15 protein-coding genes are annotated in these 14102 nt (G+C 38.0%); 2 read left to right on the top strand and 13 right to left on the bottom strand.

Annotation, left to right across the window (positions count from 1 at the left end):
- The first annotated feature begins 113 nt into the window (after positions 1-113).
- Positions 114-548, top strand: a complete 435-nt coding sequence (locus N178_RS08985; RefSeq protein ID WP_045291855.1) for a hypothetical protein — start codon at positions 114-116, stop codon at positions 546-548.
- A gap of 51 nt (positions 549-599) precedes the next feature.
- Here N178_RS08985 and lrgB read toward each other — a convergent pair whose 3' ends face one another.
- From lrgB to N178_RS09045, 12 genes are all read right to left on the bottom strand, one after another.
- A complete protein-coding gene (gene lrgB / locus N178_RS08990; RefSeq protein ID WP_028412309.1) occupies positions 600-1280 on the bottom strand; it encodes an antiholin-like protein LrgB in 681 nt (226 codons plus the stop codon).
- Between the two features lie 33 nt (positions 1281-1313).
- Positions 1314-1748 carry an antiholin-like murein hydrolase modulator LrgA gene (lrgA, locus tag N178_RS08995; RefSeq protein WP_045291856.1) on the bottom strand — a complete coding sequence of 145 codons (435 nt, stop codon included), beginning with the start codon at positions 1746-1748 and terminating at the stop codon, positions 1314-1316.
- Between the two features lie 162 nt (positions 1749-1910).
- Entirely contained in the window at positions 1911-2651 is a 741-nt protein-coding gene (locus tag N178_RS09000; protein WP_045291857.1) for a LytR/AlgR family response regulator transcription factor, read from the bottom strand.
- A 1-nt stretch (position 2652) separates the two neighbouring features.
- On the bottom strand, positions 2653-4404 hold the full coding sequence (locus tag N178_RS09005) for a sensor histidine kinase (RefSeq protein WP_045291858.1): 1752 nt from the start codon (positions 4402-4404) through the stop codon (positions 2653-2655).
- Between the two features lie 120 nt (positions 4405-4524).
- Positions 4525-5853: a 6-phospho-beta-glucosidase gene (locus tag N178_RS09010; RefSeq protein WP_045291859.1), complete on the bottom strand. Its 1329-nt coding sequence runs from the start codon at positions 5851-5853 to the stop codon at positions 4525-4527.
- On the bottom strand, positions 5850-6179 hold the full coding sequence (locus N178_RS09015; protein ID WP_013081807.1) for a PTS lactose/cellobiose transporter subunit IIA: 330 nt from the start codon (positions 6177-6179) through the stop codon (positions 5850-5852). The genes N178_RS09010 and N178_RS09015 overlap by 4 nt, the downstream gene beginning before the upstream one ends.
- A gap of 13 nt (positions 6180-6192) precedes the next feature.
- The gene (celB, locus tag N178_RS09020) at positions 6193-7551 is read right to left on the bottom strand and encodes a PTS cellobiose transporter subunit IIC (RefSeq protein WP_013081806.1); all 1359 of its coding nucleotides are present in this window, start codon (positions 7549-7551) and stop codon (positions 6193-6195) included.
- A 13-nt stretch (positions 7552-7564) separates the two neighbouring features.
- A complete protein-coding gene (locus tag N178_RS09025) occupies positions 7565-7870 on the bottom strand; it encodes a PTS sugar transporter subunit IIB (RefSeq protein WP_028412318.1) in 306 nt (101 codons plus the stop codon).
- A gap of 159 nt (positions 7871-8029) precedes the next feature.
- Complete coding sequence (locus N178_RS09030) at positions 8030-9979, bottom strand: BglG family transcription antiterminator (protein ID WP_045291860.1); 1950 nt, start codon at positions 9977-9979, stop codon at positions 8030-8032.
- Positions 9980-10239: 260 nt separating this feature from the next.
- Positions 10240-10818 (bottom strand): TetR/AcrR family transcriptional regulator, encoded by a 579-nt coding sequence (locus tag N178_RS09035; RefSeq protein ID WP_045291861.1) that lies wholly within the window; start codon positions 10816-10818, stop codon positions 10240-10242.
- 4 nt (positions 10819-10822) lie between these two features.
- The gene (locus tag N178_RS09040) at positions 10823-11545 is read right to left on the bottom strand and encodes an MBL fold metallo-hydrolase (RefSeq protein ID WP_045291862.1); all 723 of its coding nucleotides are present in this window, start codon (positions 11543-11545) and stop codon (positions 10823-10825) included.
- Between the two features lie 132 nt (positions 11546-11677).
- Complete coding sequence (locus tag N178_RS09045; protein ID WP_045291863.1) at positions 11678-12016, bottom strand: YflT domain-containing protein; 339 nt, start codon at positions 12014-12016, stop codon at positions 11678-11680.
- Positions 12017-12462: 446 nt separating this feature from the next.
- Between N178_RS09045 and N178_RS09050 the strand changes: the two genes are divergently transcribed.
- Positions 12463-13854 carry an amino acid permease gene (locus tag N178_RS09050; protein WP_045291864.1) on the top strand — a complete coding sequence of 464 codons (1392 nt, stop codon included), beginning with the start codon at positions 12463-12465 and terminating at the stop codon, positions 13852-13854.
- A gap of 72 nt (positions 13855-13926) precedes the next feature.
- Here the strand turns inward: N178_RS09050 and N178_RS27800 are convergent, their stop codons facing one another.
- On the bottom strand, positions 13927-14061 hold the full coding sequence (locus N178_RS27800; protein WP_014461531.1) for a hypothetical protein: 135 nt from the start codon (positions 14059-14061) through the stop codon (positions 13927-13929).
- Between the last annotated feature and the right edge of the window lie 41 nt (positions 14062-14102).

Genomic DNA, 14102 nt, shown 5'->3' on the forward strand with positions numbered 1-14102 from the left:
CTAGGCTTTATAAGCAATCTATATAAAATTTTGTTATCTTCTTTTTGCCTACTATTTATTTATTTTGAAATCAATTATGATAAAAGAAAGATTCCGAATTGGAGGTTTAAAATATGTCAATAACCGTTCACGCCACTCAGTGGATTCATTTTCAAATTAAATTGTATAACCTTCATTCCAAAACTAGATCGCTTAAAGATCAAAAACTAGAATTACCTCTACCAGAATTCCATCAAAACCTGATCATATTTACATCAGCAACTCGTCATGGCCTTACGTTTGGATATCAAACAATTCAATGGGATACACCCTATACTTCTTCTCCGATTTACATAGAGCATCAGTCTATTCCATGGTCCACTTTAGAACAACGTTCCCTCAAGCACATAACCGAACATATTACAGCTATTTTCTTAGAGACAATGTTTTATAGACAAAGTCAATTCAAACAATGTCAATTTTGTTTTGAATTTATCATTCCTGAGAGTCTTTTTGACCATACAACCTGTCAAAACTGCGCATCACGACATTTTGGAGTGGTGTATTAACAAACAAAAGCCTGAAGATGTCAGAAAACCTCTGACTTCTTCAGGCTTTTGTTACATGACTAACTGAACAAAAAGTGGAATAACGGCAACTGTGACGACACCTACAATAACGACGGCAATACTTGCCATGGCTGCCTCTACTTCTCCCATTTCAATCCCTACGGCTACCCCTAGCGCATGCCCGGAAGTGCCAAGCGCTAATCCTTTTGAAATTGGATTTTTCACTTTGAATACTTTCAAAAATAAAGCACCTAGTGCATATACGATGACTGCATTAAAAATGACGGCAAAAGAAGTAATAGCAGGAATCCCTCCAATATCTTGAGACAATGGCAGTGCAATCGCTGTTGTAGCTGCTTGTGGAAGCATTGATTTCATTACGACTTCATCCATATGAATGCCTTTAGCAATCGCAAAAATAATCGCTACCGAACAAACTGATCCTACCGCAATAGAAGAAAGAATTTGCCACCAGTACTTTTTTAATTTATCGGCTTGCTTATATAAAGGGATGGCAAAAGCAATTGTTGCCGGTTCTAAAAAGAAGCTGATAATTTTTCCGCCGCTACTATATTCCTCATAAGAAAAGTGACCAAGTTTCAAAAAAGCAATCCCGAGTACCATTGCCACAAATAAAGGGGTAAATAAGAAAAACCCTTTTGACTTTTTAAATAAATACGTTCCAATACCGTACGCAGCTAAAGAAACCACGATTCCAAAATACGGATTCATCTTTCCAACCACCTTGTCTCTTTGTAATTGATATTAAGCAATGCCTTGTTTTTTCGTTTTTTCACTCATATCTACATCTTTTATTTCTTCTTGTACCTTATTATTTTTTGTCATGCTAAGTATAAGCTGTGAAAATAAGCCCGTAACGCCTAACAAAATAATCGTTGCCACGATGATAACTAAACAAATTTGAATGCCGTACTGCTGCATAACACCTAATGAGTTCATAACAGAAATACCTGCTGGTACAAATAAAAATCCGATCAAAGAAGTTAAAGCCGTTCCCAGTGATTCAACTTGCTCTAGTTTAATAATCTTCAAGCAGAGTGCAAGAAATAACAGCACAAGTCCAATGACTGAAGCTGGCATCGGAAAAGGCAAATGCTCTGCAATAAAATCTGAAATCAACATAATTACGGAAAAAATAAATGCTTGTGTTAAAAAGCCATACACTTTTTTAGCACTCATTTCTTTCACCTCTCTCTGTTTGTTGACTTCATTATATAAAATGAAAATCGATAAGAAAGCGTTTTCAAATTAAAGAGTCAAATATTTGTGCTCACTTACAAAAATCGAGCCTTGAAATACAAAAAACAGCTTGCCAAAATGCATACGCAAGCTGTTTCTTACTTAAATTCCTAAACGTTTCTTCAATTCTTTAGCATATGTACGGCTGACAGGAACTCGCTCATCGTTTTTCATCACTAAATTATACGTAGAATTAAACCATGGCTGTACTTCGGAAATATGATGTACGTTAACGATATACCCCCGGTGCACACGAATAAACGACTGAGAAGGAAGCTTTTTTTCCAGCACAGCCAGCGTATCTGCAGTATGATAGGATTCTGCTATTGTCTGAACGGTGACTTCTCCTTCTATCAATCCTGCAAATAAAATATCCTCTATATTCACTAACACAATCGAATCATCTACAGAAATTGCTAACTTTCCAGTTTGTGAAGAAGACTCTCCTATCGCTTCTTCTTCTTTGACAGGATGATGATGGATACGCATTTTTTTATACTTATGAATGGCCTGCACCACTCTTTCTTCATCGAAAGGCTTCAAAATATAGTCAATTGCATCTACTTCAAAGGCTTGTAAAGCGTACTGATCGTACGCAGTTGCAAATATAATAGCTGGCGGGTTTTTCATTTTTTTAAGCCTTTTAGCAATATCAAAACCGCTGTCATCTGACAATTGTATATCTAAAAATAATAAATCCGGCTTTTCATCCATCATTTTATCCAACGCCTCTTCGATACTTTCAGCTTCTTCAATGAAGTCTACTTCTTTCGTTCGATGCAATAAATATTTTAATTCATCTCGCGCTAACATTTCATCATCTACTATTAGTACTCGCAGCATATTACATACCCTCGCTTTTTAATTCAATTGGTATAACAAACGAAACCGCTGTTCCTTCTGTTACGTCAAACTCCAGTGTTGTCTCTTTTCCAAACAATCCGTGCAAACGTTGTTTAATATTGTAAAGAGCCGTCCCCGTTCCTTTTTCTGAAAAAACGGGCTGATTGCCAAGCAGTTGCAATCGTTTTGCGTCTATACCTTGTCCATTGTCTTTTACCTTTACGTATACATATTTATCTTTTGTCTCAATATAAACTTCTACACGACAGTGCTTTTGTTTACGCGGAAACGCGTGCCGAATGGCATTTTCCACAAGCACTTGAAGAATAAATGGCGGAAGCAAGACATCATCTAGCCCTTCTTCAATATACATGTCAATTTCGTATTTATTAGGGAACCTGGCTTGTTCAAGCGATAAGTACGCGTGAACATGATCAAGCTCTTTTGATAACGGAATCAACAGCTGCCTTGCACCTTGCAAATTGGAACGAAAATAAATGCTTAGCTGCAAAAGCAGCTTTCTGGCTTTTTCCACGTCTTGTCTGCACAGCGCCGATATCGTATTAATGGCATTAAATAAAAAGTGGGGATTCACCTGTGCCTGTAAAGCTTTAATCTCCGCATCTTTTAGCAATTTACTTCGAAGCTCTGCTTCGCCGAGCTCTAGCTGAGTTGAAAAAAGTTTAGCCAATCCTTCTGCCAGCTCTTCCTCCACCCGGCTTAACCCGCTCGCATCTTTAAAATACATTTTTAGTGTTCCAATGGTAGTACCGTGAGAAGTAAGAGGCATCACAATGGCGGCATGAAGCGGGCAGTCTTTATGCTGACAATCAATTTGTTCTCTCGATTTTGCTTTCATAATTTTTCCTGTCTTCAGCACTTCGTGAGACAGCCCGGTAATTAAACTATGCGAAGGAACGTGGTGATCAATTCCTTCCCCTACATGAGCTAAAATTTTGTGCGTATCAGTTAGCGAAACAGCATCCGTACCTGTGAAGCGATGAATAATATTTGCAACATTTTCACATGATTCACTAGTGAGACCCTGACGAAAATGTGGAAGAGTTTGATCCGCGATTAATAATACTTTGTGTGTCTGAAGCGCTCTCATTTGTTCCTCTTGCCGTAAAATGGACTGAATAATAGATAAGAAAATATAGCTCCCCGTGCCATTTACAATAATCATTGGAATAGCAATAATACTCACTAGCGTCCATGCCGAATCAAACGGTTTAGCAAATAATAAAATAATCAGCATCTGAAGCGTTTCCATCGCTATGCCTACAAGTGCAGCAAAGCGCGGTGTAATCGTTCGATGTTTTTTCCGGTAGGCATAGCCGATATATCCAGTTAACACCCCTGCTAAAACGGATGAAACTGCACAGCTAAATGCTGTACTCCCTCCTAACATAAAGCGATGAACACCGGCAAGTAGTCCTACTCCTAAACCAACAAAAGGACCGCCAAGCAGACCGCCCATTTCTACACCCATAATTCGCGTATTTGCAATCGAGCTTGATGGATCTACTTTTAATAATAGGTCTTCATTTCGAATAATCGTTCCTTGAATTTCGATTCCCGTGTAGTTGCTAATAATGCTAAAAAGAGAAAAAATAAAAATAAGTACAGCTTTTCCTTTATACCCTTGCTGTTTGCGGAGAAATTGCCGAAAAACTTTTGTATGTGCCAGCAAAAAACCTAAAATGACAATAACTCCGACTCGTTCTACCATCATAATTAATAAGTGAATCATTTTTAGCCACCCTTTGCTGTCTGTTTCTATTTTATATTGTTACACTGATGGTGGCAGAAATCTAGCTTTACACATATAAAAAAGCTGTTCGAATACGTACTGTATTCGAACAGCTTGACTTTAAGCTTGAACCGTTTTAAAAAATTGAGGCAAGTAATCTTCATGAGCTTCTAGCATCTCATCGACAATTTGCTTAGCTAGTTTATCAGAAGCCACAAGAGGATTAATAGTTAAGGCTAAAATAGCTTTGTCATAATCTCCGGTCACTGCTGCTTCAGCTGCAATCCGCTCAAATGACTTAATTGTTTGAACAAGACCTCTGACAGGTACAGGAAGGTCGCCCACTGAAATTGGCTTTGGACCATCTTTTGTAATGATACAGCTTACTTCTACGGCAGAATCAGCTGGAATGCTTGCTATAGCACCATTATTAATAGTATTTACAGGCTGAATATCGCCTTTATCCGTATAAATGGATGTAATCAATCGAACCGCTGCATCACTATAATAAGCGCCGCCGCGCTGTTCTAATTGAGGCGGTTTAATGTCTAGGTTAGGATCTTTGTACAGTTCAAACAGCTCTTTTTCCAACTGTTTGACCACTTCTGCTCTCGTTTCACCTTTTTCATAATTAACAAGCTCTTTTTCTACCATTTCACGCGTTTTATAATAGTACATGTGATATGGACAAGTCAAAGCATTCAGCGATTTAGTAAATTCTGGCTCCCACCCAAGGCCTGCTACGTTTTTTACAAAGCTGCTGTTAGTTGGATCACTTAGTAAATCAATAACTTGATCTTTAACACTTACGCCATCTACATATACATCTAATCCGTAGACCATGTGATTTAAACCAGCAAAATCAATTCGAATGCGAGAGTGGTCTACATCAAGCAGCTTAGCAATCCCCATTTCCATTCCGATTGGTACATTACAAAGTCCTACAATCTTTTTAATGTTACTATAGCGGAGCACAGCTTCTGTTACCATGCCTGCAGGATTTGTGAAGTTAATCAGCCAAGCTTCTGGACATAACTCTTCAATGTCACGGCAGATATCTAAAATAACGGGAATCGTGCGAAGTCCTTTAAATAATCCGCCCGGTCCATTTGTTTCTTGACCAAGCACCCCGTATTTAAGCGGTATTCTTTCATCTTTCGCTCGTGCATCTAACAAACCAACGCGAAATTGAGTCGTTACGAAATCCGCATCTTTTAATGCTTCTCTTCGATCTAACGTTAAATGAACGTCAATTGGCAAACCTGATTTTTTCACCATTCGCTTCGCTAAATTCCCAACAATCTCTAATTTTTCTTTTCCTTCTTCCACGTCTACTAGCCACAGTTCTCGAACTGGAAGTTCATCATATCGTTTAATAAATCCTTCTATCAGTTCCGGCGTATAGCTTGAACCTCCGCCAATCGTTACAATCTTAATACCTTTTGTCATAGTGTAATCCCCCCGGAAATTTTGATTGCTTCATATAAATCTACAAATTCAGTAGCCATTTCTTTTACCGTCATCGCATTCATTAAATGATCTTGAGCATGAATCATGAGCAGGGAAATTTCTGTGCTTTCCCCTCTAATTTCACCTTGAATTAACGACGTTTGAATATGATGAGCAGCATTTAATTCTTCCGCAGCTTGTGTAAGCTTTTCACGCGCTTCTGAAAAATTTCCGCTTTTGGCAGCCGCTATCGCTTCCATTGCTGAACTTCTGCCGTTTCCACCGTGTAAGATTAGTTTAAAAATATATTCTTGAATGCTTTCCATCCTTTATCCCTCCTCACACAATATCTTTCTTTGTATCACTTGGTACCCCTTCAGCTGCAGGCTGTATACCGTTTTCTTCAGTGAATTTTTGTTTATCCCACATTCTAAAGAAAGGATAATAAATGCAAACAGAGATTCCAATGTTAATAGCTTGCATAACTGCACCCGATAATTTCCCTCCTGTTGCCAAATATCCGGAAATAATCGGAGGCATAGTCCAAGGAACCGCAATACCTGCTGGTTTTGCTACCAGTCCTGTCGACATTGCAATATAGGTTGCTACTACCGTCACAAGAGGGGTAATAATAAACGGAATAAGCATCATTGGATTCATCACCATCGGAAGTCCAAAGATGATTGGCTCATTGATATTAAAAAGAGCTGGCCCTATTCCTAATTTACCAAGCTGCTTCATTTGTTGACTGCGCGCTTTTAAAATCATGGCAACGACTAGAGCTAGTGTCGCTCCGCTGCCTCCGATATTAATCCAAATATCAAAGAACTGCTGTGTAAAAATATTGGGTAATGCTTCATGGTTAGCAAATGCAATTCGATTTTCATCCATAGCTCCATACCAAATGGGAGCCATAATTCCACCGACAATATTCGCTCCATGAAGTCCACAAGACCACATGAGCATAATAACAAGCTCGGCAACTAGCGTACCGCCTAAACTGCCGCCTAGCACGCCTAAAGGCTTTCCAAGCAATTCTCCAACAATATTATGCAGACTTCCAAAATGCGTCTGTTCTACTAACAAACGTAAGATCCAAATAAATGCGATTACCGTGAAGCCAGGAATAAGAGCGGCAAACGATTTTCCAACAGCGGGTGGAACTCCATCAGGCATCTTAATAACAATATCTTTTTGAATAAACCATCTGTAAATTTCTGTAGAGAGAATCGCGACAATCATTGCCACAAAGAGCCCTTTACTTCCCATTAAAGCGGTTGGAATTCCGCCGTCTACTAAAATAGCTTCTTTGGCTCCGCTAGGGAGAAAGGACACTTTATACGGAGTGGCGAGTAAAAAAGCTGCAAGTGAAATTGCCCCTGCGGACAAAGCATCCACCCCGTATTTTTCAGCTAACCGATAGGCTATTCCGAAACAAGCAAGCAGGGCCATAATATCGAATGTAGCTCCAACTGGATAGGCCATTTTCGTTGCCCATTCTTTTCCAAAAATCCCTGCCATAAAGTCGTTGTAACCTGGTATTGGTAAATTCGATAGTATTAAAAATACTGAACCGATAATAATGAGAGGCATTGTCAGAACAATACCGTCTCGAAGTGCTTGTAAATGGCGTTGACCCGCCATTTTTCCGGCAATAGGCATTACTTTGCTTTCAAGCATACTATTAAATTTGCTCATGTAGTCCACACTCCTATTTTGAAACTAGTTGAGCTGCAAATTTTAATACTTGTTCTCCATTGCACGTTCCGTAGTGAACAGGATTTATAACGTCAACTGGCACACCTTTTTCTTCACCTAGCTTCTTAAGCTGCGGCAGCAAGTAGCGCACTTGAGGTCCTAATAAAAGTACATCTGCTTGATCAATATGGTTGCGGACAGAGTCACCAGGAACCGCCCAAATTTTATACTCCGTACTTTGGTCCTGAGCGCTTTTTTCCATTTTTGTTACTAGTAAACTTGTAGACATTCCAGCTGCACAACATAATAGAATATTCATTGGTCATTCCCCCGTTTTTTTATTTTGTCATCTGTTTTGTTGATAGTTTTATCTTAAAATAAAAGCGCTTACATTTATACACAACCTTTTTCCGTTAGTAACGGAAAAATTATGTTTGAACATTCAGACAAAAAAGAAGCCCTCTCTTGGACTTCTTTTTTATCTAATATTTTTCATAAATACCTCTATAAACTCCTCATAATCCTTGCACTTTACTAAGCGCTGCACGACCTGCTTATCATCTACGACGCGGACTAACAAACTGTACATCTTCTGCAAATCGCCTTGATTATTTGCTTTTACACTTAAAAGACAAATAAATTGGACAAGGTTTCCTTCCCACATAATCGGTTTTTTTAACGTGCAAATGGCCCAAAACGTCGTATCCGTTTGAGGAACCATAGGATGAGGAATGGCAACGAGATTGCCAAAACTTGTTGGTGATGCAGCTTCTCTTTCAAAAACAGATTCTATAAATTGAAAAGGAACTAGTCCTAGATGAGTTAATTTCTCTCCTAAAAAATGAAGCACTTCTTCTCTTGTTTGAAATTCTTGCTGTAAATATACTAATTCTTTTTTCGTGTATTCTAACGAAGACTGCGGTTTATTCTTCATTAAACATTCAATTTTTTTAAAATCATTGTTTCCTAGAATTGTGCTTACTTGTACTACAGGAACAGGAAGATCATCTGGAATTGGAATGGTACTAACAATAAAATCTAAAGAGTGCAGCGACATTTGGTGGAGCTTATAATACTGAGTTGTTCCTAAAATAGTAAGATTTAATCCAAACGTAGCCTGCAGCTTATATGATAATAGCTTGGCACTCCCTACTCCCGATGCGCATACAATCAAACAGCGCTTAGGCTGATTGATAATTTTCCGACGTTCAATGGCCCCTCCAATATGTAAAGCTAAATAGCCAATTTCCGTTTCATGCATGTCAATTTCAAGGCGATTTTTCAAAACCTTTCCAGCAATAATCCCAGCTTCAAAAGCGAGAGGGTAATGACTCTTAATTCCTTCAAGCATCGGGTTTCGCAGATTCATTCCATATTTATAGCGGTTGATAGCCGGTTTCAAATGTAAACTCATGCCAAGAATCAGCTCTGAATCTTCACTAATTCCTAAATGAAGCTCTTTTTCAATTGCTTCTAATATAGCTGCAGTTAATTCATAGATATTTGTGTCAATAAACTGCTTCACTTCTTTTTCTTCATGATTGCTATTGTTGAGCATTTTTGTACCTAACAAATGAATGGCGATATATGCCGTTTCTGACTTCGGAAAACGAATCTTGAATGCCTTTTCAATTTCCCTCACAATTTCAGCTGCCACTTCATATTCTTTATGCTCCATAATCTCAAGCAGATCTTCTGAATACAAAGAGATAAAATTTTCTTCTTGTATTCGCTTACAAGCTATCGCTAAATGAATGATTAAATTGTTTAATCCAATGTCTGAAACCATAATATTGTATCTTTTTATTTGATTTAAAATGTGGGCTTTAATCGTTAAGATTGATTCTTGGGGCAGGATAGATATTTTATTGTATACCATATCTATTTCTTTATCTTTTCGGTTGAATATGTACTCAGACATACAGAATCTCATTTTCATTTCGTCCCCTTTAGCTTTCAAGCCATAGTTAGGACGTTTTTCTAAAAGAATATCATATTTACACAGCTGTTTTTTAACATCTCTTAAATCGTTTTGAACCGTTGACTTGCTAATATACAACTCGTCTGCTAAATCTTCGAGCTTCAAATATTCGTCTGCTAGCAGCAATCTTTTAATTAAATAATGCACGCGGTCATCAGGAACGGTTGGAATAGAAGTTGCATCAAATAATTGATTAGCCGAAAGTTCTTTTAATAGGTGATGGAACTGTTTTTCATCTAAAACGCTAAGTTCATATCCTGTCCCACGAGCTGATTTAATTTTAGCTCCGTACTGAGACAAAATGTCATCTAGCTGTTTTATATCCGTTCGAATAGTTCGAGAAGATACTTGATTTACTGTTGCTAAATATTCACTCGTAACGGTTGATAATGTAGACTGTACGGACATTAGTTCTCTTAATATGACGATCATTCTTGAATTAAGCATGTTTGCTTCTCTCCATTCTCAGAAGATTTCTCCCTTATAAAACAAATGAAAAGGGCTGGTTATTTTAAACAAAAACAAAAAATACCTAAACAGCAACAAACAGAAACTACCTTTTTCTGTCCTTGCAGCTTAGGTTTTGCCTGCTTCATCAGTAACAACCCTAAAACAATAGGAATAAATGTCTTTATTTGTAATCTATCATTCTTTCTCTTTTTTTTCAATTTCAACTAAAGCATTAGGCTTAGTGGCATTAATGAAATTTATGTGGTCTGTTTATACCGGTGTAGCCCCAATTCAAACGTACGGATTAAAAAGTCTAGAGTCTCATCAGCGCTTAATGACATTCCAAATCCCCCTTTCTGCTCCAAAGAAGAAAACCCATGTAAAATACTGCGAAGACTTCTAACAGCATGAAGGGCTTCATTTTCTGGAAGATGATACGGTTTCAACACCTCCAGCACTAAAAATACGATGTTATCAGATGCTTTTTGTACTTCTTTATCCTGTATCCTTGGTGCTACCGTTGCCGTTGCTTCGTATATTCCGGGAGATTTTCTTACAAATGAAACGTACGCTTTACTTAGCCGAGAAACAGCTTCTTCTCTAGAAGCATGTTCAACAGCACTTTTTAAAAGATAATATAGCTGCTGCAGTCCACTTAAAGCCAGTTCTTTGCGCAGCTCTTCTAACCCTTTTATATGGTTATATAAAGACGGTGGACGAACATTTAGTTCTTTGGCTAATGTAGCAATTGTAACAGCATAAAATCCTTCCCGATTGGCCAAACTTTCACCTGTTTGAATCACCTTTTTGAAATCTAGTCCTTGTCGCGGCGACATCCCTTCATCTCCTTTTTTCTATTTTTACTTTTGCTTGTTGTATTGCTTTTTCCATCAATTTTAGCGGCTGAGAAAGAATTTTTCCGTGTCCAACAGCAAGAAGTGACGGGTTTAGTTCATATAGCTTTTCTGCACTTTTAAGCGCTAGCTCTTTGCTCCACGTTCCAAAGGCAGGAAACGGAAACAGCGGTTTTAACTGACCTGATACCGCAACTCCTCCTCGCACTTGGAAAGAATCTCCGGCAATTAATGCGTTCGTTCTCTCGTCTAAAAAAGACATAGACCCAGGTGTATGTCCAGGTGTAAAAATAGGAGCAAGTGAGCCTATATAAGACTCTTCTTCGATGAAATGATCAATTTTAGTTGAAATCTTTCCTAGTTTTGGTATTCCTCCACGGATTGGGTTTTGAGGTTCTTCAGAATCGAGTGTGAAATCTCCTGAAAATAATCGATAATCCCTTTGCGACATATAAACAGAAGCATTCGGCAAACTTTTCTTCAACGTATCAATCGCTCCGATGTGATCTTCATGAGTATGTGTAAAAACAATTCGAGTAATCGGTTTTCCAATTTGAACTGCAGCTTTCAAAATACCTGACGCGCTGTAAGGAAGAGCTGCATCAATTAACGTAAGACTGTCTTTCTCTTCGACTAAATAACAATTCACTGGAAAAAAGCGAGGCAAAAACGTCAATTGATACAACATTTTCTCACGAACTATTCTCATTTCCTCATCCCCTATTATCAAAATAAAAACTAATGGTATTAGTTTTTATTTTAACTAATACCATTAGTTTTATCAATCATATATTGAAAAAACAGTAAAAAAGATAGATGCACCAGCATCTATCTATCAAAATTAAACGTCTTTTCTTTCCCCTGTAGCAGCTACCACAATCGCACTGCCTTTCTTTAACTCTTCTTCATATTTTTTTGTTTCGTCTTTTGATAAACCTAGCGAAGCCATTTTTGTTCGAAGCTCATCTTCTCTTGTTAAAAATAAACTCGCTGCTGAATGTAAAGGACCTTCTTCAGACAGTCGAATAATATTTGTGTCCGTTACTTCTGTTAAATTTTTAGAATTTTCCTTGTCATAGGTAAACACGTATACTTCATTTTTCTCAAAACCTTTATCTGCAAATTGATTAACTGCTTCGTTAATATTCGCTCCTTTTTCTACTACTTCAACATGTTTCATTATTTATAACCTCCTGTTTCTATAGCACATCTTTCTTTTATACTTAGCAAAAGAATAAACTTCTTACTACTATATATACCCGTTTTCAGAAAGGGAAACCCGCATTTAGCGCTTTACAGAGAGTTTGAAAATTATTCTACGTTATCCTTCACTTAGATATATACCTCTTTTGATTAACGGATCTAAAACGATCCTTCAGCTAATTTTCAGCCAACATTCATAAGAAATTCATCTGCATTGCTTATCATGAGAAAGAAAAAAGACGCTAATCAGGTACTTTACACGCATAATGAATGTCTGTGTCAGAGTAAGCCGGATATGAATGCAGCAATTCATATTCGGTTTTTTACATGAAAGAACTTCTAACAACATCCTGTCCTTGCACCTTATAACATACTATAATTCTCCATATTAACTAAAAATTCAGGTTATATAGGAGGTCACAAATGAACAGCCATCCACAGCCACAGTTAAAAAAAGAGTTAAAAATCCGGCACATTACCATGATTTCTCTTGGAGGAATTATTGGGGCTGGATTGTTTATCGGAAGCGGATCACTCATTAACACCGCTGGCCCGGGCTCTATCTTTTCGTACGCATTTGCTGGTTTGCTCGTTATTTTAGTCATGCGAATGCTTGGCGAAATGTCTACTGCAAATCCTTCCAGCGGTTCGTTTTCCACTTATGCAAAAGAGGCATTAGGCCCGTGGGCCGGCTACACGATTGGCTGGCTCTACTGGTTTTTCTGGGTTATCGTTATTGCTGTTGAAGCCATTGCGGGTGCAAATATTATTCAATACTGGTTCCCGTCTTTGCCGTCTTGGGGAGTCAGCCTGGCTCTTACTTTTTTATTAACGATGACCAATCTGTACTCTGTTAAATCTTTCGGTGAATTTGAATATTGGTTTTCACTCATTAAAGTTGTTAGCATCGTTCTTTTTTTACTTTTAGGTATAGCTATTATTTGCGGATTTATTCCAGGAATCGATTCTCCCGGCACTTCCAACCTTTTGCACAAAGGCGGCTTTTTACCGAATGGAATTAGTTCTGTATTTTTAGGCATTGCCCTTGTCATGTTCTCCTTTATGGGAACAGAAATTGTCGCAACGGCGGCAGGTGAATCTTCTCAGCCTGAAAAAGCCATTACCATCGCGACCAATACCGTTATTTATCGCATTTTGTTTTTCTATTTAGGATCTATTTTTATTTTAGTAACCGTGCTTCCATGGAATTCATCAAGCCTAATGAAAAGTCCATTTGTATCTATTCTTGAATTAGTGAATATACCGGCCGCAGCTCAAATTATGAACTTTATTATTTTAACAGCTGTTCTTTCCTGTCTGAATTCTGGTCTATATACAAGTTCTCGTATGTTGTTTTCCATGTCTCAAAATGGTGATGCGCCAAAAAGCTTTTCAAAATTAAATAAAAAGGGCGTACCGGTTAGCGCGATATTAGCTTGTACAGTTATCTCGTACATCAGCGTCATCTTTAACTACATTTCACCGGACAAAATCTTTCTATTCTTGGTAAATGCATCAGGTGGCGTAGCACTTCTTGTCTATCTGGTTATTGCATTTTCACAGATTAAAATGAGAAAAAAATATGAAAAAGAAAATCCTGAAGCATTAAAAATTAAAATGTGGTTATTTCCTTACTTAACTTACGCTACAATCCTTGCCATCACTAGTATTTTTATTGCCATGGCATTTATTGATTCATTACGTTCCCAGTTCTTCTTAACTCTTTTAATTGCTGTACTCGTCGTAGGTTCTTTTTTCTTTCAGCGTACCAAAATGACGAGCGGCTTAGCAACAAAAGAAAATACATCAAAATAAAAGAGGTTGAGACATAACGAAATGAATCCAACCTAAAGATGAACAAATGAGATAGATGAGCTGGACTGCTTATTACACCGCAGTTGATTTCCGTGCAAGGCTTCGCTTTCCGCGGGCGGCCGCTGAGCCTCCTCGTCGCTTGTGCTCCTGCGGGGTCTCATCTGTTCCGCTGTTCCCGCAGGAGTCTTCGCCTTGCCCTCCAATCACCTGCTAGAAGGAACGAAACAGATGAAACTATATTCACCATC

Source organism: Priestia aryabhattai B8W22 (assembly GCF_000956595.1).
Lineage (GTDB): Bacteria > Bacillota > Bacilli > Bacillales > Bacillaceae_H > Priestia > Priestia aryabhattai.

Bases quoted from the DNA above. Each gene is read 5' to 3' on its own strand.
- N178_RS08985 (WP_045291855.1), top strand. From the start codon at position 114: ATGTCAATAACCGTTCACGCCACTCAGTGGATTCATTTTCAAATTAAA.
- lrgB (WP_028412309.1), bottom strand. From the start codon at position 1,280: ATGAATCCGTATTTTGGAATCGTGGTTTCTTTAGCTGCGTACGGTATT.
- lrgA (WP_045291856.1), bottom strand. From the start codon at position 1,748: ATGAGTGCTAAAAAAGTGTATGGCTTTTTAACACAAGCATTTATTTTT.
- N178_RS09000 (WP_045291857.1), bottom strand. From the start codon at position 2,651: ATGCTGCGAGTACTAATAGTAGATGATGAAATGTTAGCGCGAGATGAA.
- N178_RS09005 (WP_045291858.1), bottom strand. From the start codon at position 4,404: ATGATTCACTTATTAATTATGATGGTAGAACGAGTCGGAGTTATTGTC.
- N178_RS09010 (WP_045291859.1), bottom strand. From the start codon at position 5,853: ATGACAAAAGGTATTAAGATTGTAACGATTGGCGGAGGTTCAAGCTAT.
- N178_RS09015 (WP_013081807.1), bottom strand. From the start codon at position 6,179: ATGGAAAGCATTCAAGAATATATTTTTAAACTAATCTTACACGGTGGA.
- celB (WP_013081806.1), bottom strand. From the start codon at position 7,551: ATGAGCAAATTTAATAGTATGCTTGAAAGCAAAGTAATGCCTATTGCC.
- N178_RS09025 (WP_028412318.1), bottom strand. From the start codon at position 7,870: ATGAATATTCTATTATGTTGTGCAGCTGGAATGTCTACAAGTTTACTA.
- N178_RS09030 (WP_045291860.1), bottom strand. From the start codon at position 9,979: ATGCTTAATTCAAGAATGATCGTCATATTAAGAGAACTAATGTCCGTA.
- N178_RS09035 (WP_045291861.1), bottom strand. From the start codon at position 10,818: ATGTCGCCGCGACAAGGACTAGATTTCAAAAAGGTGATTCAAACAGGT.
- N178_RS09040 (WP_045291862.1), bottom strand. From the start codon at position 11,545: ATGAGAATAGTTCGTGAGAAAATGTTGTATCAATTGACGTTTTTGCCT.
- N178_RS09045 (WP_045291863.1), bottom strand. From the start codon at position 12,016: ATGAAACATGTTGAAGTAGTAGAAAAAGGAGCGAATATTAACGAAGCA.
- N178_RS09050 (WP_045291864.1), top strand. From the start codon at position 12,463: ATGAACAGCCATCCACAGCCACAGTTAAAAAAAGAGTTAAAAATCCGG.